The sequence below is a fragment of the Listeria sp. LM90SB2 genome (assembly GCF_028867355.1).
GTDB lineage: Bacteria > Bacillota > Bacilli > Lactobacillales > Listeriaceae > Listeria > Listeria monocytogenes_B.
On sequence record NZ_CP046449.1, the window covers coordinates 1,473,697 to 1,498,558 of the forward strand.

General features: G+C 36.9%; 25 protein-coding genes and 1 other annotated feature. Of the genes, 2 read left to right on the forward strand and 23 right to left on the reverse strand.

Annotated elements, in window-relative coordinates:
• Positions 1–40: 40 nt before the first annotated feature.
• The 7 genes from GL301_RS07330 to cshB form a co-directional block, all read right to left on the reverse strand.
• Complete coding sequence (locus GL301_RS07330; protein ID WP_003727435.1) at positions 41–925, reverse strand: post-translocation chaperone PrsA1; 885 nt, start codon at positions 923–925, stop codon at positions 41–43.
• Between the two features lie 134 nt (positions 926–1,059).
• Positions 1,060–1,485, reverse strand: a complete 426-nt coding sequence (gene zurR, locus GL301_RS07335; protein WP_003721950.1) for a transcriptional regulator ZurR — start codon at positions 1,483–1,485, stop codon at positions 1,060–1,062.
• Positions 1,466–2,344: a zinc ABC transporter permease ZurM gene (zurM, locus tag GL301_RS07340; protein WP_003740994.1), complete on the reverse strand. Its 879-nt coding sequence runs from the start codon at positions 2,342–2,344 to the stop codon at positions 1,466–1,468. Before zurM ends, zurR begins: the two co-directional genes overlap by 20 nt.
• Complete coding sequence (zurA, locus tag GL301_RS07345) at positions 2,319–3,092, reverse strand: zinc ABC transporter ATP-binding protein ZurA (protein ID WP_003725389.1); 774 nt, start codon at positions 3,090–3,092, stop codon at positions 2,319–2,321. Before zurA ends, zurM begins: the two co-directional genes overlap by 26 nt.
• A gap of 144 nt (positions 3,093–3,236) precedes the next feature.
• Complete coding sequence (locus tag GL301_RS07350; protein ID WP_003725390.1) at positions 3,237–4,163, reverse strand: manganese-dependent inorganic pyrophosphatase; 927 nt, start codon at positions 4,161–4,163, stop codon at positions 3,237–3,239.
• Positions 4,164–4,179: 16 nt separating this feature from the next.
• On the reverse strand, positions 4,180–5,073 hold the full coding sequence (locus GL301_RS07355; RefSeq protein ID WP_003725391.1) for a deoxyribonuclease IV: 894 nt from the start codon (positions 5,071–5,073) through the stop codon (positions 4,180–4,182).
• 15 nt (positions 5,074–5,088) lie between these two features.
• Positions 5,089–6,396: a DEAD-box ATP-dependent RNA helicase CshB gene (gene cshB, locus GL301_RS07360; RefSeq protein ID WP_003725392.1), complete on the reverse strand. Its 1,308-nt coding sequence runs from the start codon at positions 6,394–6,396 to the stop codon at positions 5,089–5,091.
• Between the two features lie 145 nt (positions 6,397–6,541).
• Here cshB and GL301_RS07365 point away from each other — a divergent pair, with 145 nt between their 5' ends.
• Positions 6,542–7,537 carry a 4-hydroxy-3-methylbut-2-enyl diphosphate reductase gene (locus GL301_RS07365; protein ID WP_003725393.1) on the forward strand — a complete coding sequence of 332 codons (996 nt, stop codon included), beginning with the start codon at positions 6,542–6,544 and terminating at the stop codon, positions 7,535–7,537.
• Positions 7,538–7,582: 45 nt separating this feature from the next.
• Here the strand turns inward: GL301_RS07365 and GL301_RS07370 are convergent, their stop codons facing one another.
• The 9 genes from GL301_RS07370 to recO all read right to left on the reverse strand — a co-directional run bounded on the left by GL301_RS07370 (position 7,583) and on the right by recO (position 18,077).
• Complete coding sequence (locus GL301_RS07370; RefSeq protein ID WP_003727432.1) at positions 7,583–8,704, reverse strand: Nif3-like dinuclear metal center hexameric protein; 1,122 nt, start codon at positions 8,702–8,704, stop codon at positions 7,583–7,585.
• Positions 8,701–9,405 (reverse strand): tRNA (adenine(22)-N(1))-methyltransferase, encoded by a 705-nt coding sequence (locus GL301_RS07375; RefSeq protein WP_003740996.1) that lies wholly within the window; start codon positions 9,403–9,405, stop codon positions 8,701–8,703. The genes GL301_RS07370 and GL301_RS07375 overlap by 4 nt, the downstream gene beginning before the upstream one ends.
• Before the next feature lie 67 nt (positions 9,406–9,472).
• Positions 9,473–10,597 (reverse strand): RNA polymerase sigma factor RpoD, encoded by a 1,125-nt coding sequence (gene rpoD, locus GL301_RS07380; protein ID WP_003721960.1) that lies wholly within the window; start codon positions 10,595–10,597, stop codon positions 9,473–9,475.
• Between the two features lie 94 nt (positions 10,598–10,691).
• The gene (gene dnaG / locus GL301_RS07385; RefSeq protein ID WP_003727431.1) at positions 10,692–12,572 is read right to left on the reverse strand and encodes a DNA primase; all 1,881 of its coding nucleotides are present in this window, start codon (positions 12,570–12,572) and stop codon (positions 10,692–10,694) included.
• A gap of 19 nt (positions 12,573–12,591) precedes the next feature.
• A complete protein-coding gene (locus GL301_RS07390; RefSeq protein ID WP_003740997.1) occupies positions 12,592–13,032 on the reverse strand; it encodes a YaiI/YqxD family protein in 441 nt (146 codons plus the stop codon).
• A gap of 187 nt (positions 13,033–13,219) precedes the next feature.
• A complete protein-coding gene (locus GL301_RS07395) occupies positions 13,220–14,044 on the reverse strand; it encodes a pyruvate, water dikinase regulatory protein (RefSeq protein WP_003721963.1) in 825 nt (274 codons plus the stop codon).
• 34 nt (positions 14,045–14,078) lie between these two features.
• Positions 14,079–16,145 carry a glycine--tRNA ligase subunit beta gene (gene glyS / locus GL301_RS07400; protein ID WP_003726011.1) on the reverse strand — a complete coding sequence of 689 codons (2,067 nt, stop codon included), beginning with the start codon at positions 16,143–16,145 and terminating at the stop codon, positions 14,079–14,081.
• Positions 16,138–17,028: a glycine--tRNA ligase subunit alpha gene (glyQ, locus tag GL301_RS07405; protein WP_003727430.1), complete on the reverse strand. Its 891-nt coding sequence runs from the start codon at positions 17,026–17,028 to the stop codon at positions 16,138–16,140. The genes glyS and glyQ overlap by 8 nt, the downstream gene beginning before the upstream one ends.
• Positions 17,029–17,095: 67 nt before the next feature.
• Positions 17,096–17,269, reverse strand: a binding site (T-box leader).
• A gap of 40 nt (positions 17,270–17,309) precedes the next feature.
• Positions 17,310–18,077: a DNA repair protein RecO gene (recO, locus tag GL301_RS07410; RefSeq protein WP_003726013.1), complete on the reverse strand. Its 768-nt coding sequence runs from the start codon at positions 18,075–18,077 to the stop codon at positions 17,310–17,312.
• A 135-nt stretch (positions 18,078–18,212) separates the two neighbouring features.
• Between recO and GL301_RS07415 the strand changes: the two genes are divergently transcribed.
• On the forward strand, positions 18,213–18,842 hold the full coding sequence (locus GL301_RS07415) for a DUF4352 domain-containing protein (RefSeq protein ID WP_061108559.1): 630 nt from the start codon (positions 18,213–18,215) through the stop codon (positions 18,840–18,842).
• A gap of 46 nt (positions 18,843–18,888) precedes the next feature.
• On the opposite strand, the gene era is transcribed toward GL301_RS07415, so the two are convergent.
• The 7 genes from era to GL301_RS07450 all read right to left on the reverse strand — a co-directional run bounded on the left by era (position 18,889) and on the right by GL301_RS07450 (position 24,851).
• Positions 18,889–19,794 carry a GTPase Era gene (gene era / locus GL301_RS07420; protein WP_003721968.1) on the reverse strand — a complete coding sequence of 302 codons (906 nt, stop codon included), beginning with the start codon at positions 19,792–19,794 and terminating at the stop codon, positions 18,889–18,891.
• Complete coding sequence (locus tag GL301_RS07425; protein WP_003721969.1) at positions 19,791–20,186, reverse strand: cytidine deaminase; 396 nt, start codon at positions 20,184–20,186, stop codon at positions 19,791–19,793. Before GL301_RS07425 ends, era begins: the two co-directional genes overlap by 4 nt.
• Positions 20,187–20,210: 24 nt before the next feature.
• Entirely contained in the window at positions 20,211–20,606 is a 396-nt protein-coding gene (locus GL301_RS07430) for a diacylglycerol kinase family protein (protein WP_003727428.1), read from the reverse strand.
• Positions 20,584–21,069, reverse strand: coding sequence for an rRNA maturation RNase YbeY (ybeY, locus tag GL301_RS07435; protein ID WP_003726015.1), 486 nt, complete (start codon positions 21,067–21,069; stop codon positions 20,584–20,586). Before ybeY ends, GL301_RS07430 begins: the two co-directional genes overlap by 23 nt.
• 16 nt (positions 21,070–21,085) lie before the next feature.
• Complete coding sequence (gene pgpH, locus GL301_RS07440; RefSeq protein WP_003726016.1) at positions 21,086–23,242, reverse strand: cyclic-di-AMP phosphodiesterase PgpH; 2,157 nt, start codon at positions 23,240–23,242, stop codon at positions 21,086–21,088.
• A gap of 15 nt (positions 23,243–23,257) precedes the next feature.
• Entirely contained in the window at positions 23,258–24,217 is a 960-nt protein-coding gene (locus tag GL301_RS07445; protein WP_003726017.1) for a PhoH family protein, read from the reverse strand.
• 187 nt (positions 24,218–24,404) lie between these two features.
• Positions 24,405–24,851: a GatB/YqeY domain-containing protein gene (locus GL301_RS07450; RefSeq protein ID WP_003741005.1), complete on the reverse strand. Its 447-nt coding sequence runs from the start codon at positions 24,849–24,851 to the stop codon at positions 24,405–24,407.
• Positions 24,852–24,862: the final 11 nt, after the last annotated feature.

A 24,862-nucleotide genomic window follows, 5' to 3' on the forward strand; every position in this document is an offset into this window, starting at 1 on the left:
CCAGTAAAGGGCTTTTTGTATAGGTGGATCCGAAGTAATATTAGTTAGATGTTGTTGTGGAACTTGTTGAAGATGTACTTGTGTAATCTGCAAATGCATCTTTTAAATCACTATCTTTAATATCAATATTAGCAGCTTTTAACTCTTTTTTGAGTGCAGCTGTCATATTTTCTGTGGTTAATTGAGATTCAATATATGCGGCTTTTACGTTTGCTTTTTCTTTAGCGTAAGTGCCTTTTTCTGTTTTCTTCACTAATTGGATCAAGTGATATCCGTAGGTAGATTTCACAATGCCACTTACATCATCTTTATTTTCTAATGCATAGGCTGCTTTTTCAAATGTTTCGTCCATTTCACCGGGACCAAATGGATCTAAAAGCCCACCATTTGTACTAGTTGCTGTATCTGTAGAATATTCTTTAGCTAAATCAGTGAATTTTTCACCATTTTTTAATTTCGTTTGAATTTCTTTCGCTGTAGCTTCATCGTCTACTAAAATATGGCGCACAGTAATATCTGGTTCCCAAGTTTTGTAGTAGGTTTTTAGCTTGCTTTCACTTACATTCATGTTTGCTTCTGTTGCTTTTTGAACAAGTAAATTATACTCTAAATTTTCTTTGAAAGAAGTTTTTGTTAAATTATTAGAGGATAACGTTGATTCAAAAGAGTCACCGTATTGTTCTTCATATTTCTTGTATTCTGCATTTACTTCTTTTTCTGTTACGGTGTATTTATCTTCTAAGATTTTTTTGAAAGTAAGTTGTTGCACGACCTCATTTCCATAAGTCGTTTTCATTGCTTCGTAAAGCTCATCTTGTGTGACACTTCCTGCATCTGTTTTAACAACAGCACTGCTTCCACAACCAGCGAGTAGTAGTAATGTAGCTGCTATTACGGAAATCATCACTTTTTTTAATTTTGTCAAACTGTTCCTCTCCTTCGTCTTTCGGCTACTTCTTACTTTAGCGATAAAAAGTGTCCAGAATAAGAAACAAATATGAAATAACTGTGAACATTACGCATAAAATAAAAAAGGCCCGGAATTCGGACCTTTTGCTATTAAGAGGCTTGTAAACATTCTGGACATTCGCCGTAAACCTCGAATTTATGACCGTCAATTTGGTAACCAGGTAAAGCTTCGGTTAAAAAATCCATTGGGCACATCATAATTTCTTTTGTTTTCCCACATTTCATGCAAATAAAATGATGATGGTGATGCTCGTGTGTACAAGCTAAACGGAAATTGCGTTCACCAGAAAGATCTGTTTCTTCAAAAATACCTAATTCTACAAATAAAGAGAGATTGCGGTAAATAGTATCAAAACTTATTCCCGGGAAATCATCTTTCATATTTTCTAAGACATCTTTTGCCGTCAAATATTTATTTTTCCTCGCTAGTAAGTTAATTAGAAATTCACGTTTATCTGTGTGTTTATAGCCTTTTTCCTTCATTTTCATGAGTGCTTCAGTTGCTGTAAGTCCCATTTTCCTCACCTCGTTTTGAAATTAAGATTTTTTGACGTATTTTTTGATATAAAATGGTGACGATTAAAAGTAGCACGGATATAATAACAATAGCTCCACCAGGCGCTAGATTTAAATAATAAGCGGTAAACAGACCACCGATAACGGCAATTTCACCAAATAAAATCGATAATAAAATGGTTTGTTTAAATCCTTTAGCAATACGAATAGCTGCTGCAACAGGCAATGTCATTAAAGACGAAACAAGTAAAATACCAACGATTCGCATAGAAGACGCTATTACAAGAGCGACTAATACCATAAATATAACATCGAATACTTTGGCTTTTAGACCTGAAACTTTGGCATATTCTTCATCAAATGATAACAGAAATAGTTCTTTATATAAAGATAAAATAACGATAAATACAATAATCGCAGTAACGACAATTGTAATCATATCCGTGCGGCTAACAGCACTAACACTCCCAAATAAATAACTAAACAAATCTGTATTAAAGCCATTTGCTAAGGAAATAAAAATAACAGAGAAACCCATACCAGCCGACATAATAATCGGAATTGCTAGTTCCTCAAAATGCTTATAGACGTTGCGAAGTTTTTCCATTAATAAAGATCCTACAACGGAAAAACCAAAGCCAAGATATAACGGATTAAGGGCAGCTAATGGTAAATAAGTTTTACTTAAAAATAAACTTACTGCAATCCCACCAAGCGTCACATGACTCAGTGCATCTGCCATTAAAGAAAGTTTTCTAACAACGATAAAACTTCCAAGTAATGGAGCTACAATACCGATCACAAGTCCTACAATAAATGTATTACGAATAAAATCATACTGGAGAAGCGTCGCAATCAAGGCAAGCATCCTCCCTTCTACGCTGTTCTGCTAATATTTCAAGTTCGCGGTCAGCCAAATAATGTTGATATTCATGTGCGGAACCGTCAAAAATAATACGCTTATTAATGCTAATAACATGATTGACATACGTATTCACTGCCATCAAATCATGTGTCACGAGTAGAAGTGTCATTTCTTCTGTCCGGTTTAATTCGGCCAAAAGTTCATAAAAAGCTTTGACATTTTCGACATCCACTCCAACGGTTGGCTCATCTAGAATTAAAAGTTCTGGTCTGCTAACTAGCGCACGTGCAATAAAAACGCGTTGCTGTTGGCCACCAGAGAGCTCCCCGATGTTGCGATGCAGATAATCTGTCATTTCTACTCGCTTTAAAGCGTAATCGATGTCTTCTTTATCTTTATTGTTTAATGTTTTAAATAAGCCTTTTTTCTTTGTTAATCCGCTTGCGACAACTTCTTTCACAGTGGCTGGGAATGCGGAGTTAAAGGCGTTCGATTTTTGAGAAACGAAGCCGATTTTGACCCAGTCTTTGAAATCTGCTTGTTTTTCTCCAAATAAGGAGATGCTTCCTTGTTGTTTTTTGAGTACACCAAGAATTAGCTTTAACATAGTTGATTTACCTGAACCATTAGGGCCAATTAAACCAGTAAAACTGCCTTTTGCAACTTGAAAATGAATGTTTTCTAAGGCATGTTCTTTATCATAATGATAGCTTACATTATTTACTTCTATGATTTTGTTCATTCATGTTTCTCCTTTGACAGCATTTGCTAGCCGCTTTTACTAGTATATAAAATAATAGAGAAAATGTAAATCGTAATTACTTCGAATTAAAAAATTAGACAAGAAAACCTGGAAAAGTTGCTTAGCTTTTCCAGGTTAATATAATTATTTAGCAAATGTGTCCGTTAAAATTGGAACAACTTGTTTTTTACGAGATACAACGCCTTTAAGTGGTGCTTGGTTTTCAACAAATTTAACACCGTATGCTTCTTCTACGACTGCTGTTTTTGAACCAATAGCGATTCCAACAGAGTCATTAGTAAGGATATTAGTGATGACGAATAGATATAAATCAAGCCCTTTATCCACAATATTTTGCGTCATAAGTGCTTCCACTTCTGCGCGACGGCTAAGCACATCGTTTACGTCCACTACATTGATTTGAGCAATTTCTACTTTGTTATCGTTCATGTTAAATTCTTTCGCATCAAGTAGGAGTTCAGCTACTGTTTTTTTGCTAACATCTGCTCCTGCTTTTAGCATTTCCATGCCGTACGATTGAATATCAACATCTGCAATCTGCGCCAATTTTTGAGCAGCTACTTTGTCTTCTTGCGTGCACGTTGGCGATTGAAAAAGAAGTGTGTCTGAAATAATTGCGGAAAGCATTAGACCTGCAACTGTTTTACTTACTTCTACTTCATTTTCGCGGAACATTTTTAGAAGAATTGTTGTTGTACATCCAACTGGTTCAGCACGGTAATAAAGTGGGTCAGATGTTTCGAAGTTTGCGATACGGTGATGGTCAACTACAGCTGTAACTGTTACATCGTCAATATCGTCTACGCTTTGTTGGCGTTCATTATGATCAACAAGTGCAACTTCAGAAACTTCATTTGCAACTGTTTGAACTAGGCGTGGAGCTGTTACTTGGAAATAATCAAGAACAAAAGCTGTTTCACTATTAAGCTCTCCTAAACGAACCGCTTCAATATCTGCTCCTTGTGCTTTTTTTAATTCTGCGTAACTAATGGCAGAACAAATCGTATCTGTATCTGGATTTTTATGACCGAATACAAGTGTTTTTGTCATTATTTTCGTCTCCTTTTTAACTATTTTGGATTTTATTTAATAAATCTGGGTCAAATTCGCCATTTCTTAACATCGCGATTTCCCATTTATATGGTGCTTTTTTCGATGCCTTATCTTCACCAACATAAGGTGTTTCAAGGATTTTCGGGACGTCCGCTAATTGCGGATGATGCACAATATAATGAAGTGCGTCAAAGCCAATGTGACCGAAACCAATGTTAGCGTGTCGGTCTTTATGTGCACCACGTTCGTTCTTGCTATCATTGATATGTAACACTTTTAAGCGATCAACACCGATAATTTTATCGAATTCATTTAACACCCCGTCAAAATCATTTACAATATCGTAACCAGCATCATGTGTGTGACAAGTATCGAAAGTAACGGATAATAATTCATTATGCGTTACGCCATCAATAATTTGAGCAATTTCTTCAAAAGTACGTCCGCATTCAGAACCTTTTCCAGCCATTGTTTCTAAAGCAATTTGTACATCTTGATCATGTATTAATGCTTCGTTAAGACCTTGGATAATTTGTTTAATCCCTTTGTCTGCCCCTTCGCCAACATGAGCGCCAGGATGAAGTACGATTTGCTTGGCACCAAGCGCACGCGTACGTTCAATTTCAGATTGCAAGAAATTAACACCTAGTTCAAAGGTTTCTGGCTTCACTGAATTGCCAATATTGATGATATACGGCGCGTGAACGACGATGTCAGCCATATCATGTGCTTTCATGTGTTCTAAGCCGGCTTCAATATTCAATTCTTCAATTGGCTTTCTACGCGTGTTTTGCGGAGCGCCAGTATAAATCATAAACGTATTTGAGCCATAAGAAGCTGCCTCTTCACTTGCGCCAAGAAGCATTTTCTTACCACTCATTGATACATGAGAACCTAATCTTAGCATAAATTCATTCCTCACTTATCGTTTTTTCCGTCTTTCACGACGTTTGATTTCGTTCATTTTGTAGTTAATTTTCTTTTTATAGTTTGGTTTACCTTTTTGTTTTGCTTTTTTACGCATACCGATTTCACGAGGGTCAGCTGTTTCGCGTTTCGCTTCACGTTTGGCACGGCGGTTGCGGTCTTCAAGTGTAACAAATTCTTTATTTTTCCAGTCAACGTGCTTAAATTCGATTCCCATTTTTTCTAATTGGTTTAAGCGGTCTTCATCAGCTGGTTCAAATAATGTAAGTGCAATACCAGAATGTCCGGCACGACCAGTACGACCAGTACGGTGAATGTAGAAATCTAAGTCATCGGGCAACTCATAGTTCACGACATGACTAATTCCTTGAATATCAATACCACGAGCAGCTAAATCTGTCGCAACAACATATTGATAATCTAAGTTTTCGATTTGTTTCATCGTCCGTTTACGTTCACGAGGGTTTACATCACCATGGATTTTCGCTACTTTTAGCCCACGTTCGATTAAACCGTTTGCTACTTCATCAGCTGTTGTTTTTGTATTTGTAAAAACAATCGCTAAATAAGGCTGTGAACCAACTAAAACATTTTTAAGTAAATCAAGTTTATTACGGCTACGAGTGGCCATAATGCGATGTTCCACTGTTTTTGAAGCAGCCACTTTTGGCTGAATATGCTCATAACGTGGATTTTCCATATATTTGCTTAAAAATGGTTTTAATTTTTGCGGAATTGTAGCGGAAAAAACAAGCATTTGTAAATTAGCCGGCATTTTTCCAGCAATATGGTCGACATCGTTTAAGAAGCCCATATCAAGTGTCATATCTGCTTCGTCAATAACTAATGTTTTAGCAGTATGAACAAATAACGCTTGCTCACGAATTAAGTCATTGATACGACCAGGCGTTCCGACAATGATTTGTGGTTGCTTTTTCAGTTTATCAATCGCACGTTGTTTGTCTGTGCCACCAATAACAAGTTGTACAGCGATTTCTTTTTCACTGTATTTGGTTACTTTGCGAATTTCATTATAAATTTGAGTAGCAAGCTCACGACTTGGTGCCGTAATAACTGCTTGTACTGCCTCTTTTTCAGGATTCACATTGTTAATAATTGGCAAAATAAAAGTATGGGTTTTCCCTGTACCTGTTTGAGATTGGCCAATGATACTTTCCCCTTTTAAAATGCCTGGAATTAGCTTCTGTTGTACTTCTGTTGGCTCATAGAATCCTAATTTATCTATTGCAAGTCCAATAAAAGGTTGAAAGCCAAATTGGTCAAACCTTGATTTCTTCGTCATAAAATATTTCCACTCCGTTCTATACCTAGTAGCCATTATAGCACATAATTGGACATTCGTGCGCGTGTTAAGACAACTTTGTCAAAACAGGCTAAGTCTATTATACTAAATAAAGAATCTAAAACAGAAATGAGGATGTTTTCGAATGGAAATTATCAAAATATCTCCTCGTGGTTATTGCTACGGAGTCATCGATGCGATGGTGATTGCTAAAAATGCATCACTTGATCCGAACTTGCCTCGACCAATTCATATTTTAGGTATGATTGTTCATAATAAACATGTTACTGATGCATTTGAATCCATTGGTATTTATACAGTAGATGGCGCTAATCGAGAAGAAATTTTAGATAAAATAACCACTGGAACGGTTATATTTACCGCACATGGTGTCTCTCCTTCTGTCAAAGCGAAGGCAGCAGCAAAAGGCTTAACGACAATCGACGCATCCTGCCCAGATGTACTTCATACCTATAATTTAATTTTAGAAAAACAAGCGGCTGGCTATGAAATTATTTATATAGGAAAAAAAGGACATCCTGAACCAGAAGGCGCATACGGAACAGCGCCTGATGTTGTTCACCTAGTAGAAACAAAAGCAGACATTGATGCTCTTTCATTACTTTCCGATAACATTTTTGTGACGAACCAAACAACGATGAGCAAATGGGATGTCGCTGATTTAATGGATTATATAAAAGAAAAATTCCCGAAAGCTATTCAACATCAAGAAATATGTATGGCCACTCAAGTGCGGCAAGAAGCTGTTGCAGTACAAGCCAAAGGTGCTGATCTAACTATTGTTGTCGGCGATCCTAGAAGTAATAATACTGCTCGTTTAGCCCAAGTTTCGATAGAGAAAGCTGGCACAAAGGCGTACCGAATTGCCGATATTACGGAATTAGATATAGAGTGGATCAAAGACGCAAAAAAAGTAGCAGTTACAGCCGGAGCAAGTACGCCAACACAACTTGTTCGTGAAGTGCTATTGTTTTTGGAGCAGTTTGATGCGGCAGATAAAACTACTTGGAAACGTGCGCATAATAAGGACTTTGAGCGTATTCTTCCCAAAATGAAGAATAAGTACATGGCTGAAAAAAGACGTCAACGGCTAGCTCACTTAAAAAATGGCGGAAGCTAAAAACCGAGCAACTCCTTTATTTAAGGGAGTTACTCGGTTTTTTTATCAACAAAATTGGAATGGATCTGTATTTACTTCTGATACAATAAATTCTGCTTCATAATCCAAAATTTTTGCTTGTTCTTCCATTTTATTTTTAAGATAGCCTTTCATCACTTTTTCGATATTATGGCCAGCATCAATAGTTGGAAGATTAATAGCTAATAAATCATGTCCCGTGTGATAATAAACATCACCGGTAATAAAAACATCTGCACCAGTGGCTTTTGCTTGATGGATAAATTTATTTCCATCGCCACCAATGATTGCTACTTTATGGACTGTTGTTTTTAAATCCCCAATAAAACGGACATTATCAATAGCGAAAGCAGTTTTTAATTTATCAATAAATGAAACCATGCCGAGTTTTTTTGGAAGCATTCCAACGCGACCTAATCCTTCTTTATAAGTCTGCATTTCAAGCGTATATACATCAATCGCAGGTTCTTCATATGGATGAGCAATTTTAACTGCTTTAGTGATAGTATCGGTTAAATACTGTGGGAATATAGCTTCTATTTTAACTTCAGGAACAGAAGTCAGTGCTTCTTTTTCGCCGATAGTTGGGTTAGCGTTTGCTCCTGGTTTGAAAGAACCAATCCCGGTCGTGTGGAATGTGCATTCTGTATATTCTGTCCCTATTTGTCCGGCACCATTATTTACAAGAGCTAAACGAATGCTTTCTAATTCATTCTCTGGAACATAAACAGCAATTTTGCAATATGGTTCTGAATAGGTTTCCTCAATCATCGTTGTTTCTTGTAAATGGAGTAAATCTGCTAAAATATCGTTTACACCACCTTGAGCAATATCTAGGTTTGTGTGTGCGGCAAATACAGTAATATCATGTTTGATTAATTTTTTAATCATTTTTCCTTGTTTAGTTGTCGTATCGATATGTTGCGTTGGCCGATATAGAAACGGATGGTGAGCAATAATTAAATCAACTTTTTTCTCAATAGCTTCATCAACAACTTCTTCCAATACATCTAAGGTAAACATGATTTTTCTTACTTTTCTCGATAAATCTCCTACTTGCAAACCAATAGGATCGCCTTCCATTGCAAGTTTTTTGGGTGCGATTTTTTCCATTATTGCTGTGTATTCATAGCCATTTGCGACTTTCATTTTAGCACATCCTCTACTAATGCGATTTTATGTTCTAATTCACGAATTTTCGCTTGGTTTTCTGTTGAAACTGGTTGGTTGTTAGAAATAGTCTGAATAATATTTTGCCATGTATTTGCTTCATGGCGCCACTTGCTTTTGAAAATGGCGCTTTGTTCTTTTAATAAGCATGGTCCGAAAAATATTTCTTGCTTAGTCCAAGTAACTGGTTTTTCAGACGGAGCTAACACCATGATTTCATAAACTTTATTATCTTCGCGTAAAATTGCTTCAGAAGTAATAAGCCAATTGTTTTGTTCGGACCACTCTCTTAATTGCCAGGCTGCAATATTAGGTTGTAAAATTAGTTTGGTTACACCGGCTAATTTTGCTGCACCTTCCTCTAAAATAGTACGTATCAACGTGCCACCCATGCCTGCAATCACAATTGTATCAATCGCATCCTTTTTTTCGATAACAGCTAAACCGTTCCCTTTTCTAACGTCAATTTGTTCTGTTAAGCCAGAAGAACGAACTTGTTTTTGTGCAGATTGAAAAGGTCCATCAACCACTTCGCCAGCAATAGCGAACGAAGCCGTTTGATTTTTAACTGCAAAACAAGGTAAATAAGCATGATCGCTTCCGATGTCTGCGATTCGTTCATTTTTTGTTATGTAAGAAGCCACTTTTTCGAGTCGCTTCGATAATTGCTCTTCGTTCATTTGGTTCCCTACTTTCATTTTCATTAAAAAGGCAGGAGAACGGTTTGTCCTCCTGCCCGGTTGTGCTTTATTCCAGGAAGTCTTTTAGTTGTTTGCTGCGGCTCGGATGACGTAATTTACGTAAAGCTTTGGCTTCAATTTGACGAATCCGTTCACGAGTTACACCAAATACACGACCAACTTCTTCTAAAGTGCGCGTACGACCATCATCTAGACCAAAACGTAAGCGAAGTACATTTTCTTCACGGTCAGTTAATGTATCAAGCACATCTTCTAATTGTTCTTTTAGTAATTCGTATGCTGCGTGATCGGACGGTGAAGTTGCATCTTGGTCTTCGATAAAATCGCCTAGATGTGAATCGTCTTCTTCACCAATTGGTGTTTCAAGGGAAACTGGCTCTTGTGCGATTTTAAGGATTTCCCGAACTTTTTCAGTTGGTAAGTCCATTTCTTCACCAATTTCTTCTGGTGAAGGATCACGACCTAAGTCTTGCAATAAGGAACGTTGTACACGGATTAGTTTGTTGATTGTTTCAACCATATGCACCGGAATACGGATAGTTCTTGCTTGGTCCGCAATCGCACGGGTTATCGCTTGACGAATCCACCACGTTGCATAAGTACTGAATTTAAATCCTTTATTGAAGTCGAATTTCTCAACGGCTTTCATTAGTCCCATGTTACCTTCTTGAATTAAATCAAGGAATAACATACCGCGACCAACATAACGTTTTGCAATACTTACAACAAGGCGCAGGTTGGCTTCTGCAAGACGTCCTTTGGCTTCAATGTCGCCAGCTTCGATACGTTTTGCTAAGGCAATTTCTTCATCCGCTGTAAGTAAGTCTACTCGACCAATTTCTTTCAGATACATGCGAACAGGGTCATTAATTTTTACGCCTGGTGGTACACTCATATCTGTTAAATCAAAGGATTCGGTTTCTTCTTTTACTAGTTCTGTTTCATCCGGATCCTCATCATCTGCATCGTCAGAAACTTCAATTCCTGCTTCACCAACATGTTCTAAATACTCATCCATTTGATCGGAATCCAAAGTGAATGGAGCTAATCTGGCAGCGATTTTTGCATAAGTTAAAATCCCCTTTTTCTTACCTTCTTCTATCAGGGCTTCTTTTACTTGCTCAACACTTAGTTCAGCAACTGGTTTTGTGTTTTTTGTTTTATCACTCATAACTGCCTGTATTCCTCCTTCCAAAATGCCGCTAACCTTATTAAAAGGCTTCTCTTAGGTAATAATACCATCATTTAGCGGTTTTAAAACGTTATTAATCCAATTGGCCGCTGTTTAACTGACGGTTGAGTTGGACGATTTCGAGCATGACACGAATTTCGTTATCTTTGTCATTTTCACGATTTAAAGTCGCTAGCTCTTGCTCAAGTTCTTTTTTCTTTTGTTCTAATTTAAACCGCTTTAGACTTCTAATATAGTCTTCAAACTGGGTTTTCCCTTGTTCGTCCGGACTAATAACCATTTCGAGGCTACTGATAAGTCCTTTCATTGTAGCATCAGGAACACTATCCATAAATTTCGTTGGATCTGCATCATTACCTTCTGCAAAATAACCAATTAGATAGGTATAAAGCGCTTTGTAATTATCATGATAAAACGTAGTGTCACCAAGAAGTTGCTTAATTAAAAGAAAATTATCTCGGCTCTCCATCATTGCTTTCATGAGTTGTTGCTCTGAGGTTGTATGGGCAGATAGTTTTTGGGTTGGTTGCTCGAAAGAAAATAGCATTTCTGTTTCTTCTTGAGGCATCATTCCCATAAAAGAATCATCTATTGGTGGTTCATTATAACTAGCCATTTGTCGTGATTTCTGACTATTTTTTAGTGATTGCTGTAGTTGTTGTTTTAATGTTTCTATCGTTAATTCAAATTCATCTGCTAGTTGTTTTAAGTATAATTCGCGTTCGACGGCTTGATCTAGTTTCGCAATTTCGCGTAAACAATCATCAATATAACCAATTTGATCTGTCTCATTCTGTAAATTACGTTCTCTACGTAAATAATGAATTTTAAAAGCTGTCCAAGTCATTCGTTGTTGCTTATAAACTTCTTTGAATTTTTCTGGACCACTTGCTCGAATAAAGTCATCGGGATCTTTTCCAGCTGGAAGTTGCAAAACAAAAACATCTAAACGATTCCGTTCAACTAGAAGTGTGCCCGCCTTATAGGCTGCTTCAATTCCGGCTCTGTCACCGTCATAACAAATAATCGCCCGGTTAGTAAGCCGTTTAATTAAATCTGCATGTTCTTCCGTTAAGCTTGTCCCCATCGAAGCTACCGCATTTTGAACACCTGCTTCTTCTGCGGAAATAACATCCATAAATCCTTCCATGAGCGTAATTTCTTCTTGTTTTCTAATAGCTTGTCTTGCTTCTGAAAAATGAAACAATATTCGTCTTTTATTGAAAACAGGTGTTTCAGGGCTATTTAAATACTTAGGACCATCATCACGATCAAATAAGCGGCCAGAAAAGGCAATAATTTGTCCACGATCATTCGTAATTGGAAACATAATCCGATTACGAAAACGATCCACCATTTGCCCATCATCACGTTCGGACAAAAGTCCAGCCCTGCCAGCTAATTGTAAATCCATGCCACGTTTTTCTAGAAAAGCAGTAATTGTTGCATGGTGATTAGGGGCAAAACCAATTTGGAAAGTGGTCATCATCTGTTCAGACATACCACGCTCTTTTAAATAAGTTAATGCTGCTGTACCTTCTTCAGTTTCCATTAAAATATAATGGTAAAGTTTGGCAGTAAGCTGGTGCATTTCCACCATTTTTGCTGTTTCAGAAGTTTCTTTTGGCAAATTACTTGTATCTCGTTCTTCAGGGAGCTCGATAGCCACATCTAAATGACTCATGTCTGCCACTTTTTTTACCGATTCAACAAAAGTGAGTCCGTCATGCTCCATTAGAAAAGAAAAAACATTCCCTCCCTTACCACAACCAAAACAATGGAACATCTGTTTTTCTGGTGAGACAGAAAAGGATGGCGTTTTTTCACCGTGGAAAGGACATAAGCCAGAATAATTACGTCCTTGTTTTTTTAACTGAACATAATTACCGATAATATCGACTATATCCGCTTGATTCCGGACTTGATCAATTACTTCTTCAGGAATCCGCGCCATTTTGACAGTCAACTCCTATTTACTTATTTTGCAAAAATGTCGTCAATCGGTCTTTGAAAAGAGAACGATCTTGATCGCTCATTGCTTTTGGACCTTTGCTATATTTACCTTGTTGCCTGTCCTTGGCATGTCTATAGCGAATATCTAACATTAATGACATTTCTTCTTCTCGGTAAAGTTCGCCGCGATTAGAAAAGACAAATGTGCCCTTTGCAAGTAGAATACTAGCTAGGCCAATATCTTGTGTTACGATAATATCGCCTTTTTTGGCTAAATTCATCATTCGCATATCCGCTGATTCTTTTCCAGTATCCACAAAAATCCAATTTTCTCCGTTTGTATTTACAGAGTAATGGTTAAAAGAAGCCACAAAAATAACGTCTAACTGAAAATGTTCGGCGACTTGTTTTATTTCTGCTTTTACCGGGCAAGCATCGGCATCAACTAAAATTTTTGGCACATATTCCATCCTCTCTTAAAATCTATGAAGGCAAGTTAAAAAACGAGTTTTTAACCCGTTTTTTTAATATTATTCGTAGATTTGGCTTTTTCACACGCGAATTTAGATTATACGGGAAGTAACTAATTTTTACAAGCAGTTTTCCCCGTATAATATATATATTCGCCATAAAAAGCAAAAGTCCTTCTTATAATTCTAAATTTTCATCAACAATTTCACCAATATGGATTAAAATCTCGTTTGCAGTCTCTTCAATGGCTTTATTAGTCACATCTAACACGAAACAATTTAATTTACTGGCTAGTTTATTAAAAATCGCTAATTCTTCATCAATTCGTTGATTACTTGCATAAGTACCGGCACCAGGTAAACCAATCGAAATTAAACGCTCTTGTCTAATCTTCGTTAATTTTTGTTTACTAATTTTTAGACCAATTATTTTTTTAGGGTCAATTTCAAAAAGTTCATCTGGGATTTGTGCTTCTGGAACGATTGGAATATTGACGATTTTTAATCCTTTAAGCGCCAAATATTGCGATAAAGGAGTTTTTGAAGTTCTTGAAATACCGATTAAAACATAATCCGCTTGTAAAATACCTCTTGGATTACGGCCGTCGTCATTCTCTACGGCAAATTCGATTGCGGCTACTTTATTGAAATAAGCTTCATCCATAGAACGAACGCGGCCAGGTTCAGAAAGTGGTTTGATTTTGTAGGTTTCTTCTAACTGATTTAAAAGCGGCCCAAATAAGTCAATTATCGGTACGCCGAAAGCTTGAGCAGTTTTATTAAGCTCTTCACGGACGCTTTCGAGTACAATGGTGTGCACGATTATGCCATTGTTCACTGCCACTAAGTCAACAATTTCTTCAATCATATGAGAAGAATCGACGTGGTGAAAACGATGGATAAATTTCGGTGTTTGACCAAATTGACTTAGTGCTGCTCTTGTCACTAGTTCGGCCGTTTCTCCTGTTGAATCGGAAACCACGTATACGGCTGGTTGAGTCATACATACTTCCTCCTCTTTGCTCAAAATCTTCCTTTTATTTTACATTAATTTCATCCATTTGAGCAAACTCTTTAATAAAGCTTGCAAGTTCGAATAATAGTGCAAGACGATTATTTTTCAATTCATCATTATCAGTCATAACTAGCGTGTTATCGAAATATGCATCAATTGTTGTACGTAAATCTGCAAATGCTTTTAGTCTGTCAACAATTTTTAAACCAGCAAAATCAAATTTTAGTTTTTCTAATTTATCAAATAGGGCTTGCTCGTATTCATTTTCAAATAGGCTCGGATCCACTTCTACGCCATCTTCGTATTTTTTAGAAATATTAACTACTCGTGTTAAGGCTTCGATAGTTGGGCGGAACCACTCTGCGTCCGCATGCTTATTCAATATTTGAGCACGATCAATCAATTGAGGAATCATATTAGGATCGCCGCCGATAACAGCGTCAATAATATCATGGCGAATATGATGGCCTTGTAAAATAACACGCAAACGATTTTTTAGGAAAGTCTGCACTTCTTTTATTACATCTGAACTTGGTAGTTCTGTAGCCCCTTCTGCACGCTCCATATCCACAATACGAGAAACCACTTCAAGCATTGGAATGTCCCAACCATTTGCTTGGATAATACGCACCGCTCCAAAAGCACTACGACGTAAACCAAATGGATCAGCAGAGCCTGTTGGTGCAATATTTACACAGAAGAAGCCAATTAATGTTTCTAATTTATCTGCAATAGCGATAAGTGAACCTAAGTCTGTTTGTGGTAAATCGCCTTCTGCTGAGCTTGGTAAATAATGTTCACGAATAGCTGTTGCGATTGCTGGTTTTTCGCCTTGCAACAATGCATATTTTTCGCCCATTAAACCTTGTAGTTCAGGGAATTCACCAACGATATTGGTTACTAAATCAAATTTATAAATATTTGTTAAGCGGATAATATCTTGTTTATCTTCTTCTTGCCAATTTAAATAATCAGCAAGCATTAATGCCACTTTTTGCACTCGTTTCATTTTTTCTGTCAAAGTGCCTAATTTTTCATGGAAAACGATATTTTGTAATTTAGCAACTGCTTCATCAATGGTTATTTTTAAATCTTCTTGATAGAAGAAATCAGCATCTGACAAACGAGCGCGTAGTACTTTTTCGTTTCCTCGTGCCACTGTATCTAGATTTTCATGGTTACCATTACGAACGGTTACAAAATGAGGCAACAATTCTCCTTCTTGGCTGAAAACTGGGAAGTAACGTTGGTGTTCTTTCATCGTCGTAATTAAAACTTCTTCGGGTAGTTCCAGATATTCTTTTTCAAAATTACCTGCTAGTACAGTTGGATATTCGACAAGATTAGTTACTTCTTCTAATAAGTCGTCATCTTCTCTGATTTGCCAATTTTCCATCGTTTCTAGTTCACGTAATTGTTCTACAATAGCCTGTTTGCGTTCACTAGCATTAACAACGACAAATTGTTCTAATAATGCATTTGGATAGTCGCTCGGTTGGTTGATTGTAGCTGTTTTTCCTAAGAAACGATGTCCACGGGATGTATTACTAGTTGAGACACCAGTGATTTCAAATGGAATAATTTCTTCGCCAAACATTGCGATAAGCCATTTGATTGGACGAATATAACGTAAATCATTACTACCCCAGTGCATACTTACTGGGAAAGTCATACTTGTTACTACTTTTTCTAAGCTTGGAAGTAACGCCGTTGTTTTTTCGCCGATTACTTCTTTTTTAATATAAATATATTCAACACCTTTAATTTCGCGGAAAGTTAAATCTTCTGGCGCAACTTTTTGACTTTTTGCAAACCCTAATGCTGCTTTTGACCAGTTGCCTTCGTCGTCTAGAGCGATTTTTTTTGCAGGGCCTTTTGCTTCTTCCACACGATTAGCTTGTTCTTCAGCCATTTCTTCTACTAGGACAGTTAAACGTCTTGGTGTAGAATAAGTTTTAATTTCTTTAAATTCGATTTGGTTGTCTTTTAACCAATCAGTTACTCGTTTTTCCAGTTGTAGTACAGAGCTAGTCACATATTTTGCTGGCATTTCTTCTAAACCAATTTCTAATAAAAAGTCTTTACTCATGACGTTTTCCTCCCTCTTCTTTGACTAATGGGAAGCCAAGTTTTTCTCGTGATTCATAAAATGTTTTGGCGATACGTCTTGCTAAGTTTCTGATACGACCGATATACTGTGCGCGTTCAGTTACTGAAACAACGCCGCGAGCATCTAGTAAGTTAAACGTATGCGAACATTTCAATACGTAATCATATGCTGGGAAAACAAGGCCGTCTTGCATTTGGCGAGTGGCTTCTCTTTCATATGTGTCAAAAAGTGTCAACAGCATATCTGTATTCGAAGTTTCAAAAGCATATGTCGAGTTTTCGAATTCTGCTTGGAAGAAAATATCACGGTAGCTAATACCTTCTGTCCATTCTAAATCAAATACATTCTCTTTATCTTGAATATAGCTTGCTAAACGTTCCACACCGTAAGTGATTTCGGAAGTAACAGGGAAACATTCTAAGCCACCTACTTGTTGGAAATAAGTGAATTGTGTGATTTCCATTCCATCTAACCATACTTCCCAACCAAGGCCCGCACAACCAAGAGATGGATTCTCCCAGTTATCCTCTACAAAACGGATATCATGTTCTAACGGATTGATACCTAATTTTTCTAAAGAACCTAGGTAAAGCTCTTGAATATTGTCAGGAGAAGGCTTCATCACTACTTGAAATTGGTGATGTTGGAATAATCTGTTTGGATTTTCTCCGTAACGACCATCAGCAGGACGACGCGACGGCTCTACGTAACCCGCTTTCCACGGCTCTGGACCAATTGCTTTTAAGAAAGTATACGGACTCATTGTGCCAGCACCTTTTTCCACATCATACGATTGCAACATAATACAACCTTGTTCGGACCAATAATCTTGTAATGTTCTAATCATTGTTTGTAAATTCATTGCTTCCACCTCCAAAAATAATTCAGCCAATATAAAAACTCTCGTCCCTATATGCTGATTTAAAGCATATAGGGACGAGAGTTAGCTCGCGGTTCCACCCTATTTGGAATTAAAACAATTCCCACCTTGATTTCGCTGTACTCCAGAACGCCTTCACAAAAAGTTAAATATCCGGCTCACACCAAACCCGGACTCGCTAAAAATAGAGCTTTTTGTTACTATTTTCCTTCAACGTACCTATTAGTTGATATATTAAAAGATACTGTATTTTTGCTAAAAAGTCAATCATCGCTATCTTTTTTTAACATATTTTCCCATTTGTCCATTTCGCGCAAAAATTTCCTGCTTTTTAAATACAAACCAGAGTATTCATCGTAGTATGTATCAATTGCTTTTTGAAGCCATTCTTTCGTTTCTGGCTTCACATCGATGTTTCCTAGTCTATCTAATTGGAAGATGAAAAACAAACGCAGCAATTTTACGACATTTTCTGGCAAATGCATTCTGTAACGGTCTTTCTCAAAGCAACGATGACAGATAATGCCATTACTACTTGTTGAAAAATCAAAATGACCTGTTGTTTCACCACAAATGGCGCACTTATCCATTGTTGGGTAAAGACCAAGCACCGGTAACATTTTCATTTCAAAAATTTGAGTGAGAATTTGCGGATCATATCCTTCATTTATATCTCGCAAAATTTGAAAAGTTAATTCATATAGATATGGATTCGGTTGGCGTTCTTCAGTGGCTTTATCAAGCAATTCGCAAACATAAGTCGCATAAGCAGTCATAAAAATATCTTGCTGAATAGAAGAAAAATTTTCTATGACTTCCCCTTGCTGAAGCGTACCAAGGCCATTGCTACCAAAGAAAGTAAAATAACCATTCGTAAATAATTGAGTTACTGCAGCTAATCTGCTTTTCGTTTTTTTTGCCCCACGAGCCACCACACCAATCTTCCCGAATTCACGTGTATACATTCGGACAATTTTATCTGATTCACGGTAACTCGTTTGCCGTATCACGATTCCTTCGCATTTCTCCATGTGGTAAGCCTCCCTTTTTACACGTCTTATTATAACATTTTCTTAATGATTATGTCTTTTTATATTTTTTGCTATCTTTCCACGGATGCCTATTGTAAAATAGAGAAAACGGTAAGTCAGAGAGGATTTTTTACTTTGGGTATGTTACTTATATTATTAGTCAGCTTATTTATACTCACATTCATAGGAGTTGTTGTGGGAATTATTTTGCTTATTGTAAGAAAAGAGAAATGGGCGGGCATTATTGTTGCGGGATTATCCGTGGGAATCGGCTTTTTAGTATTAGCAGCTGGACTTAATATAACAACGATTAAATTATTTGAAGGATTTAATAATCCACTTTCTATTCATAATTACAATTCGAGCAATGAACCATCTACAAATGATTATGCAGAAGACTATGATGAAGATTACTATGACGACTACATAGACGTAAGTTACGGAGAATCTGTTGAGATAGAAAATAATAGCACAGTTACCATTTATAAACCTGAGCTGACCCAAATGAAGGAAGGCTATGATATTTATAAAGTAAAAGTGAAATACGCAAATACAAGTTCTGATCCAATAAGCTTCTATTCCGAAGACATTGCGCTTTATGATAATGCAGACGATGATTATGGCCAACAAATTACGGAAGAAGGTTTTGCTGGAGAAATTCAACCAGGGGAGACAAAAGAATTAACGCTTTACTATGAAGTGTATAACCTTGGACCATATGATGTAGAATATGATAACTATAGCTGGACTACAAATAAAGAATAATTAAAAGCATCTGGCGCACAAACCCAATTGTGCGCCAGATGCTTTTTTAATACTCTTCGCGGTCGAAACCGTAATCTTGCAAATAATGCTCTTTATCGCGCCAGTTTTTTTGAACTTTTACCCAAATTTCTAAGAAGACTTTGGAGCCGAGTAAGCGTTCAATTTCTTTTCTAGCACGCATACCAATTTGTTTTAGCATTTGACCTTGTTTACCAATAATAATTCCTTTTTGCGTGCTTCTTTCTACAATAATTGTAGCATTGATTGTAAGTTTTTCTGTTTTAGGGTTTTTTTCAATTCCTTCAATAACCACTGCTACAGAATGTGGAACTTCTTCTCGTGTTAATTGTAAAACCTGTTCACGAATTAACTCCGAGATGATGAAACGCTCAGGATGGTCCGTGATTTGATCTTTTGGATAATACATTGGTCCGATTTCTAAGTTAGCATTCGTTTGTTCTAGTAAGTTAGGCACGTTATTTCCTTGAAGTGCTGAAATAGGAATAATCTCATCAAAGTCCATCAAATCGCGGTACTGTTCAATTAACTTGAATAAATCTTCTGGAGCAATTAAATCAATCTTATTAATCAAAAGAAAAACAGGTGTTTGTACGTTTTTAAGTTTTTCAATAATAAATTCATCTCCGCGTCCAAATCCGGTAGATGCGTCGATTACGAAATAAATTAAGTCTACTTCTTGGAACGTATTTAGCGCAATCTTCACCATGAAATCGCCTAATTTATGCTTTGGTTTATGTATACCTGGTGTATCAATAAAAATAATTTGTGATTCATCTGTTGTATAAACACCTTGTACTTTATTTCTTGTTGTTTGAGCTTTATCACTCATAATGGCAATTTTTTGGCCAATGATGTGATTTAATAAAGTTGATTTCCCAACGTTAGGCCGCCCAACTATAGCTACAAATCCTGATTTAAATGGTTCACTCATAACATATCCTCCGATGTGAATGCGCCTGGTAAAAGTTCTTTCACCGTTACCGTCGCTGTTTTCCCTGTTAAGTTTGTTAATATTACTGGCATATCTGGCGCACAAAATTCACTGATGACTTGTCTGCATGCCCCACACGGCGAAACTGGACCGTCTGTATCCGCTACGACAACTAACTGTTTAAAATCTCGTTTTCCTTCTGATACAGCTTTAAAAATAGCTGTCCGTTCTGCGCAGTTTGTTAAACCGAATGATGCATTCTCGATATTACAGCCAAGTACAACCTCGTCATCTTTCGTAACAAGAGCTGCTCCTACTGGAAATTTCGAGTAAGGAACATACGCAAATTCTCTTGCTTGTTTAGCGAGTGAGATAAAATTATTTTCTTTCATTTACCAAGTCACAATCCCTTCTTTTTATAAAAACATCTGGCAAAAGTATGGTATGAATATAATCAGTCCAATAAAACTTGCTACAATTGCTGCTAACAGTACCGCTCCGGCAGCTACATCCTTCGCTTTTTTCGCCTCATCAATGTATTGTTCTGTCGCCACATCTACCGCTCGTTCAATCGCTGTGTTCACCATCTCTAGCGTTAACACACCAAAAATAGAAAGGATTAATAAAATCCACTCAGATTTAGTTACATGAAAGAAAAAGCCACAGATGACAACAGCAAGCGCTGCGAAAGTATGAAATCTCATATTACGTTCTTCTAAAAAAGCAGTTTTTAGTCCAGTAAAAGCATGATGAAAAGATTCTGCATAATTTTTACTACGTTTGTATTTTCTATCTTTCAAGTCCATAAGCATCCAACACTTCTTTTTGTAAGCCAAACATGATTTTCTCTTCGTCAGGCTCCATATGATCATACCCAAGCAAGTGCAGCAATCCATGAACTGCTAAGAAACCTAATTCTCTTGCTTTTGTATGTCCGTAATCTTTGGCTTGCTCTTCTGCTTTTTCAGTCGAAATAATTATATCGCCAAGCATACGAGGCGTTTCAAGATCAAATTCGCCCCAATCAATCTCCGTTTCCCCGTCGCCCATTTCTTCTAGCGCGAACGAAATAACATCGGTTGCTTGATCTTTATCCCGATATTCTCGGTTAATCTCACGAATACCTTCATTCGTTGTAAAGGTGAGTGACAGCTCTGTCCCTTGTTCGATTTTTAAATACTCAGCCGCAAATTGTAAAATATTTTCAACTAGCTGTTTATCTTCATCAAGTAAATTCTTGGTTTCGTCAAGTAAATCAATTTCTAAGACCGTCATCTTTTGTCCTCCTATTTCAATCTTTGTCATCAGGATATTGAATTCGTTGATGATATATTCCATTTAATGTGGCGATTAAGGTGTCACGAATGATTTTAATTTCTTGTATTGTAATATCACATTCTGTAAATTGCCCATCAAGGAAACGATCTTTAATGATTCCGTCAATAATTTCTGTTATTTTTGCCATGGTTGGCTCTGTGGAAGAACGAACTGCCGCTTCAACACTATCCGATATATTGATAATGGCGATTTCTTTCGTTTGTGGCTTTGGACCACTGTAACGATAATCCGCCTCTTTCACATCTGGATTTGTTTCTTTCGCTTTAAAATAGAAATATTTAAGCAGTGTCGTCCCGTGATGTTGGAGTGCGATATCAATAATTGGTTGTGGCATATGATTTTCTTTTAAAATCTCTGCTCCGTCTTTTGTATGCGAAAGAATTATATCACGACTTTGTTCTGGTGTCAGTCTATCGTGCGGATTTATTCCTTGCAATTGATTTTCCACAAAATAAGGTGGTCTTAATGTTTTTCCTATATCATGATAAAAACAGCCAACACGAACAAGTAAACTATTGGCACCAATTTTGTCAGCGCATGCTTCTGCTAAGTTAGCTACCATCATACTATGATGATACGTACCAGGAGCTTTCATTAATATTTTCTTCAATAATGGATGGTTTGGATTAGCTAATTCGACCAAACGACTCGTTGTTAACAATCCAAAAATCGTTTCGAATAACGGAATAACTCCTACTCCGAGAATAAATGCGCCAAATCCACCTAAAAAGGCATATCCAATGGCCATTAGTGTAGAAACTTGCAACAGTGTGCTGTTATTTATTAATAATAAAAGTAACACATAAACCATATTAATTAAACCAACCATAAACCCAGACAACATAATAGCCGAACGTCTACTATAATCGCGTAACACAACAACACTCGTCGCGCCACTCAATAAAATAAAAATAGTTATGCCGCTTGTAGCATCATTTTGAAATGTTAACAAACTAGTTACAGCAATAAAAATGACGCTTAAAAAGGCATATTTCTCATTGAGTAAAATTTTGAGTATCATCGGGGCAAAGGCGGCTGGGAATAAGAAAGCAATATTCGCGATATTTTGCGTTTCTAAAAATAAAATAATTAATAACATAAACAAAGAAACAAGATAAACCGAAGAAAAAATAAGCATCGTCTGCATTTTTTTCGCTTTAGGTTGTGTTTGTTTTTTCGTGTAAAGGAATAGAATTGCTGCTAAAGCAATAATGAAAATCGCAAATCCAGCGTATTGTTTTACAGGCATTTTTTGATCAAGTAAATGTAGCATTTTTAGCTGACGATATGTTTCTCTATCTACAATTTGGCCTTCTTGAACAATAACTTGCCCTTGTAAGATTTTCACAGGAACAACGGATTGCGCAGCTTCTTTACGTCGTGCATCGGTCTGCTCTTCATCGTAAACTTCATTCGGTACGATAGCATAGGAAACTAAGGCTTTTGAGACATTTTTGTAGTAAGCGGGTATCGCTGAAAGTTCAATATCATCACGAGCTCTAATTTTTACAGAATTCAAGTTTTCATCTCGGATTTTATTTTCCATGGATTTTTCAACTTCTGTTGTAACCACGTCTTCCATGACATTAAAATCTTTACTTTTCGCTTCGATTAAAGTAGTGAAAACTTCGTCAGATATGTTAGAAGTTATTTTTTCAGATACGTTACTAGATAATTTGTCTTTTAAGTTTTTTAATTTATCTTCAGTTGATGTTGGCGCAGGAGCAGGCTTATTCTCTTTTTTTGCTTTCTCTTTATTCTTGGTATCTTTTTCTTGCGCTTCTGCGTTTACTTCATTTACATAGGCAAATAAACTTTGGATAAGTGCTACTCGGTTTTGACCAGTTTCGCGATTGTAGACATACACATCTTCTACAGCATCGCTTGCTTTGGTTCTTTCTTCTTTTGTTTTTTCTGTATCTTCCACCGTTTGAGGTGAACGAATTGTTTTTTCAGCCACCTGGAATAGTTTAACATTGTAAGATTCCGGTTTCGTCATTTGGCAAACGAGAAAATAAGCTACAACTGCAAAGCAAACAAGGAGCAGCGGAAAAAGGTATTTCTTTCCACTTTCGATGTACCAATCTCTCCATTTCTTGGCTAGTTTCACATCTTTGTCTCCTCTCTAATTTTGTTTCCCTTCATAAGCTTTAATAATTTCAGCAACGAGTGGGTGTCTGACTACATCATGATGTTCAAAGTAAACAAAACCGATATCTTTTACATCTTTTAAAACTTGTTCTGCATTGACAAGACCGCTAGTTGCACCTTTTGGTAAGTCAATTTGTGTCATATCTCCATTGACAATCATTTTGGAGTCATAACCAAGTCGTGTTAAAAACATTTTCATTTGGGCAATGGTCGTATTCTGCGCCTCGTCTAAAATGACAAAGGCATGATCAAGTGTACGGCCACGCATATAAGCCAGAGGAGCTATTTCAATGACGCCTCGGTCCATTAACCTTGTTGTATGCTCTGTACCAAAAATGTCATATAACGCGTCGTACACAGGGCGTAGATAAGGATCTACTTTTTCTTTTAGATCTCCAGGCAAAAAACCTAAACTTTCGCCAGCTTCAACGGCAGGTCTTGTTAAAATGATTTTGCTCACATTTCCTTTTTTCCATGCATCTACTGCCATAACTACTGCTAGATAGGTTTTACCAGTACCTGCTGGACCAACGCCGAAAACGATGTCATGTTTTTTAATCATTTGAATATAAGTTCTTTGTCCGAATGTTTTTGGCCTAATTGGCATTCCTTTTGCATTCTTCGTAATTTCTTCTTCAAATAAGGTATGAAAGTAAATAAGTGTTCCGTTTCTTTGCATTTTTACCGCTTGAGCGATATCTCGACCATCAATATGAATACCTCGTTTTACCGTCAAAATAAGTTCATTTAAAACGGCAGTCGTATGCTGTACAGGCTCTTCCTCGCCTGTAATAGATAGTGACTCTCCCCGAGTAATGATTTTCACTTGAAGTAACTCTTCTAAAAGTTCGATATTCTTATTATTATTGCCGAATAAATCTTGAATATTTGTGTCATCAGATAATTCGACTACTTCATTAAATTCATTTAGCATTGGCTAACCCCTTCACCTGTTATAAGTGCCTTGATTAGTTATATTATACACGAAATTGCCTTGCTTGAAAAACGAAGCGATAGCAACAACGCAATTCAAGTAAAAATCGGCATAAAAAAACAGGATTTCCTCCACAAAATAGGAAGTAATCCTGTTTCTTAATGTTTCAAAACTAGTTTGAATTAGTTTATGAAAGATATTTTTTTACGAATTGGTTAACAGCACCACCGTCAGCTTTACCTTTTACTTTAGGCATAATCGCGGACATTACTTTGCCGAAATCAGCTTTACTAGATGCGCCAACTTCTTCGATAGTTGCTTTCACAATATTCTCAAGCTCTTCAGGAGTCAATTGTTTTGGCGCGTAGTCCTCAACAATGACAATCTCGGAACGGACTTTATCAGAAAGGTCGTTACGTCCAGCTTTGTCAAACTCTGCTAGAGAATCTCTGCGTTGTTTGAGTTCGCGGGAAATCACGGTTACTTCATCATCCGGAGTAAGATCTTTCACACCTTGGTGAATTGCTTCGTTTTGTAAAGCTGCTTTTAACATACGAATAACGGAAAGTTTTTCTTTCTCTTTATCGCGCATCGCTTGTTTCATATCTTCATTTAACTTGTCAAGCAGTGTCAACGAAATCATCG

Excerpts from the sequence above, each read along its gene's own strand:
- zurR (WP_003721950.1), bottom strand. The coding sequence starts at position 1,485 with ATGGGACTTACAGCAACTGAAGCACTCATGAAAATGAAGGAAAAAGGC.
- zurA (WP_003725389.1), bottom strand. The coding sequence starts at position 3,092 with ATGAACAAAATCATAGAAGTAAATAATGTAAGCTATCATTATGATAAA.
- GL301_RS07350 (WP_003725390.1), bottom strand. The coding sequence starts at position 4,163 with ATGACAAAAACACTTGTATTCGGTCATAAAAATCCAGATACAGATACG.
- GL301_RS07355 (WP_003725391.1), bottom strand. The coding sequence starts at position 5,073 with ATGCTAAGATTAGGTTCTCATGTATCAATGAGTGGTAAGAAAATGCTT.
- cshB (WP_003725392.1), bottom strand. The coding sequence starts at position 6,396 with ATGACGAAGAAATCAAGGTTTGACCAATTTGGCTTTCAACCTTTTATT.
- GL301_RS07365 (WP_003725393.1), top strand. The coding sequence starts at position 6,542 with ATGGAAATTATCAAAATATCTCCTCGTGGTTATTGCTACGGAGTCATC.
- GL301_RS07370 (WP_003727432.1), bottom strand. The coding sequence starts at position 8,704 with ATGAAAGTCGCAAATGGCTATGAATACACAGCAATAATGGAAAAAATC.
- GL301_RS07375 (WP_003740996.1), bottom strand. The coding sequence starts at position 9,405 with ATGAACGAAGAGCAATTATCGAAGCGACTCGAAAAAGTGGCTTCTTAC.
- rpoD (WP_003721960.1), bottom strand. The coding sequence starts at position 10,597 with ATGAGTGATAAAACAAAAAACACAAAACCAGTTGCTGAACTAAGTGTT.
- dnaG (WP_003727431.1), bottom strand. The coding sequence starts at position 12,572 with ATGGCGCGGATTCCTGAAGAAGTAATTGATCAAGTCCGGAATCAAGCG.
- GL301_RS07395 (WP_003721963.1), bottom strand. The coding sequence starts at position 14,044 with ATGACTCAACCAGCCGTATACGTGGTTTCCGATTCAACAGGAGAAACG.
- glyS (WP_003726011.1), bottom strand. The coding sequence starts at position 16,145 with ATGAGTAAAGACTTTTTATTAGAAATTGGTTTAGAAGAAATGCCAGCA.
- glyQ (WP_003727430.1), bottom strand. The coding sequence starts at position 17,028 with ATGAATTTACAAACAATGATTAGAACATTACAAGATTATTGGTCCGAA.
- recO (WP_003726013.1), bottom strand. The coding sequence starts at position 18,077 with ATGGAGAAATGCGAAGGAATCGTGATACGGCAAACGAGTTACCGTGAA.
- era (WP_003721968.1), bottom strand. The coding sequence starts at position 19,794 with ATGAGTGAACCATTTAAATCAGGATTTGTAGCTATAGTTGGGCGGCCT.
- GL301_RS07425 (WP_003721969.1), bottom strand. The coding sequence starts at position 20,186 with ATGAAAGAAAATAATTTTATCTCACTCGCTAAACAAGCAAGAGAATTT.
- GL301_RS07430 (WP_003727428.1), bottom strand. The coding sequence starts at position 20,606 with ATGCTTATGGACTTGAAAGATAGAAAATACAAACGTAGTAAAAATTAT.
- ybeY (WP_003726015.1), bottom strand. The coding sequence starts at position 21,069 with ATGACGGTCTTAGAAATTGATTTACTTGACGAAACCAAGAATTTACTT.
- GL301_RS07445 (WP_003726017.1), bottom strand. The coding sequence starts at position 24,217 with ATGCTAAATGAATTTAATGAAGTAGTCGAATTATCTGATGACACAAAT.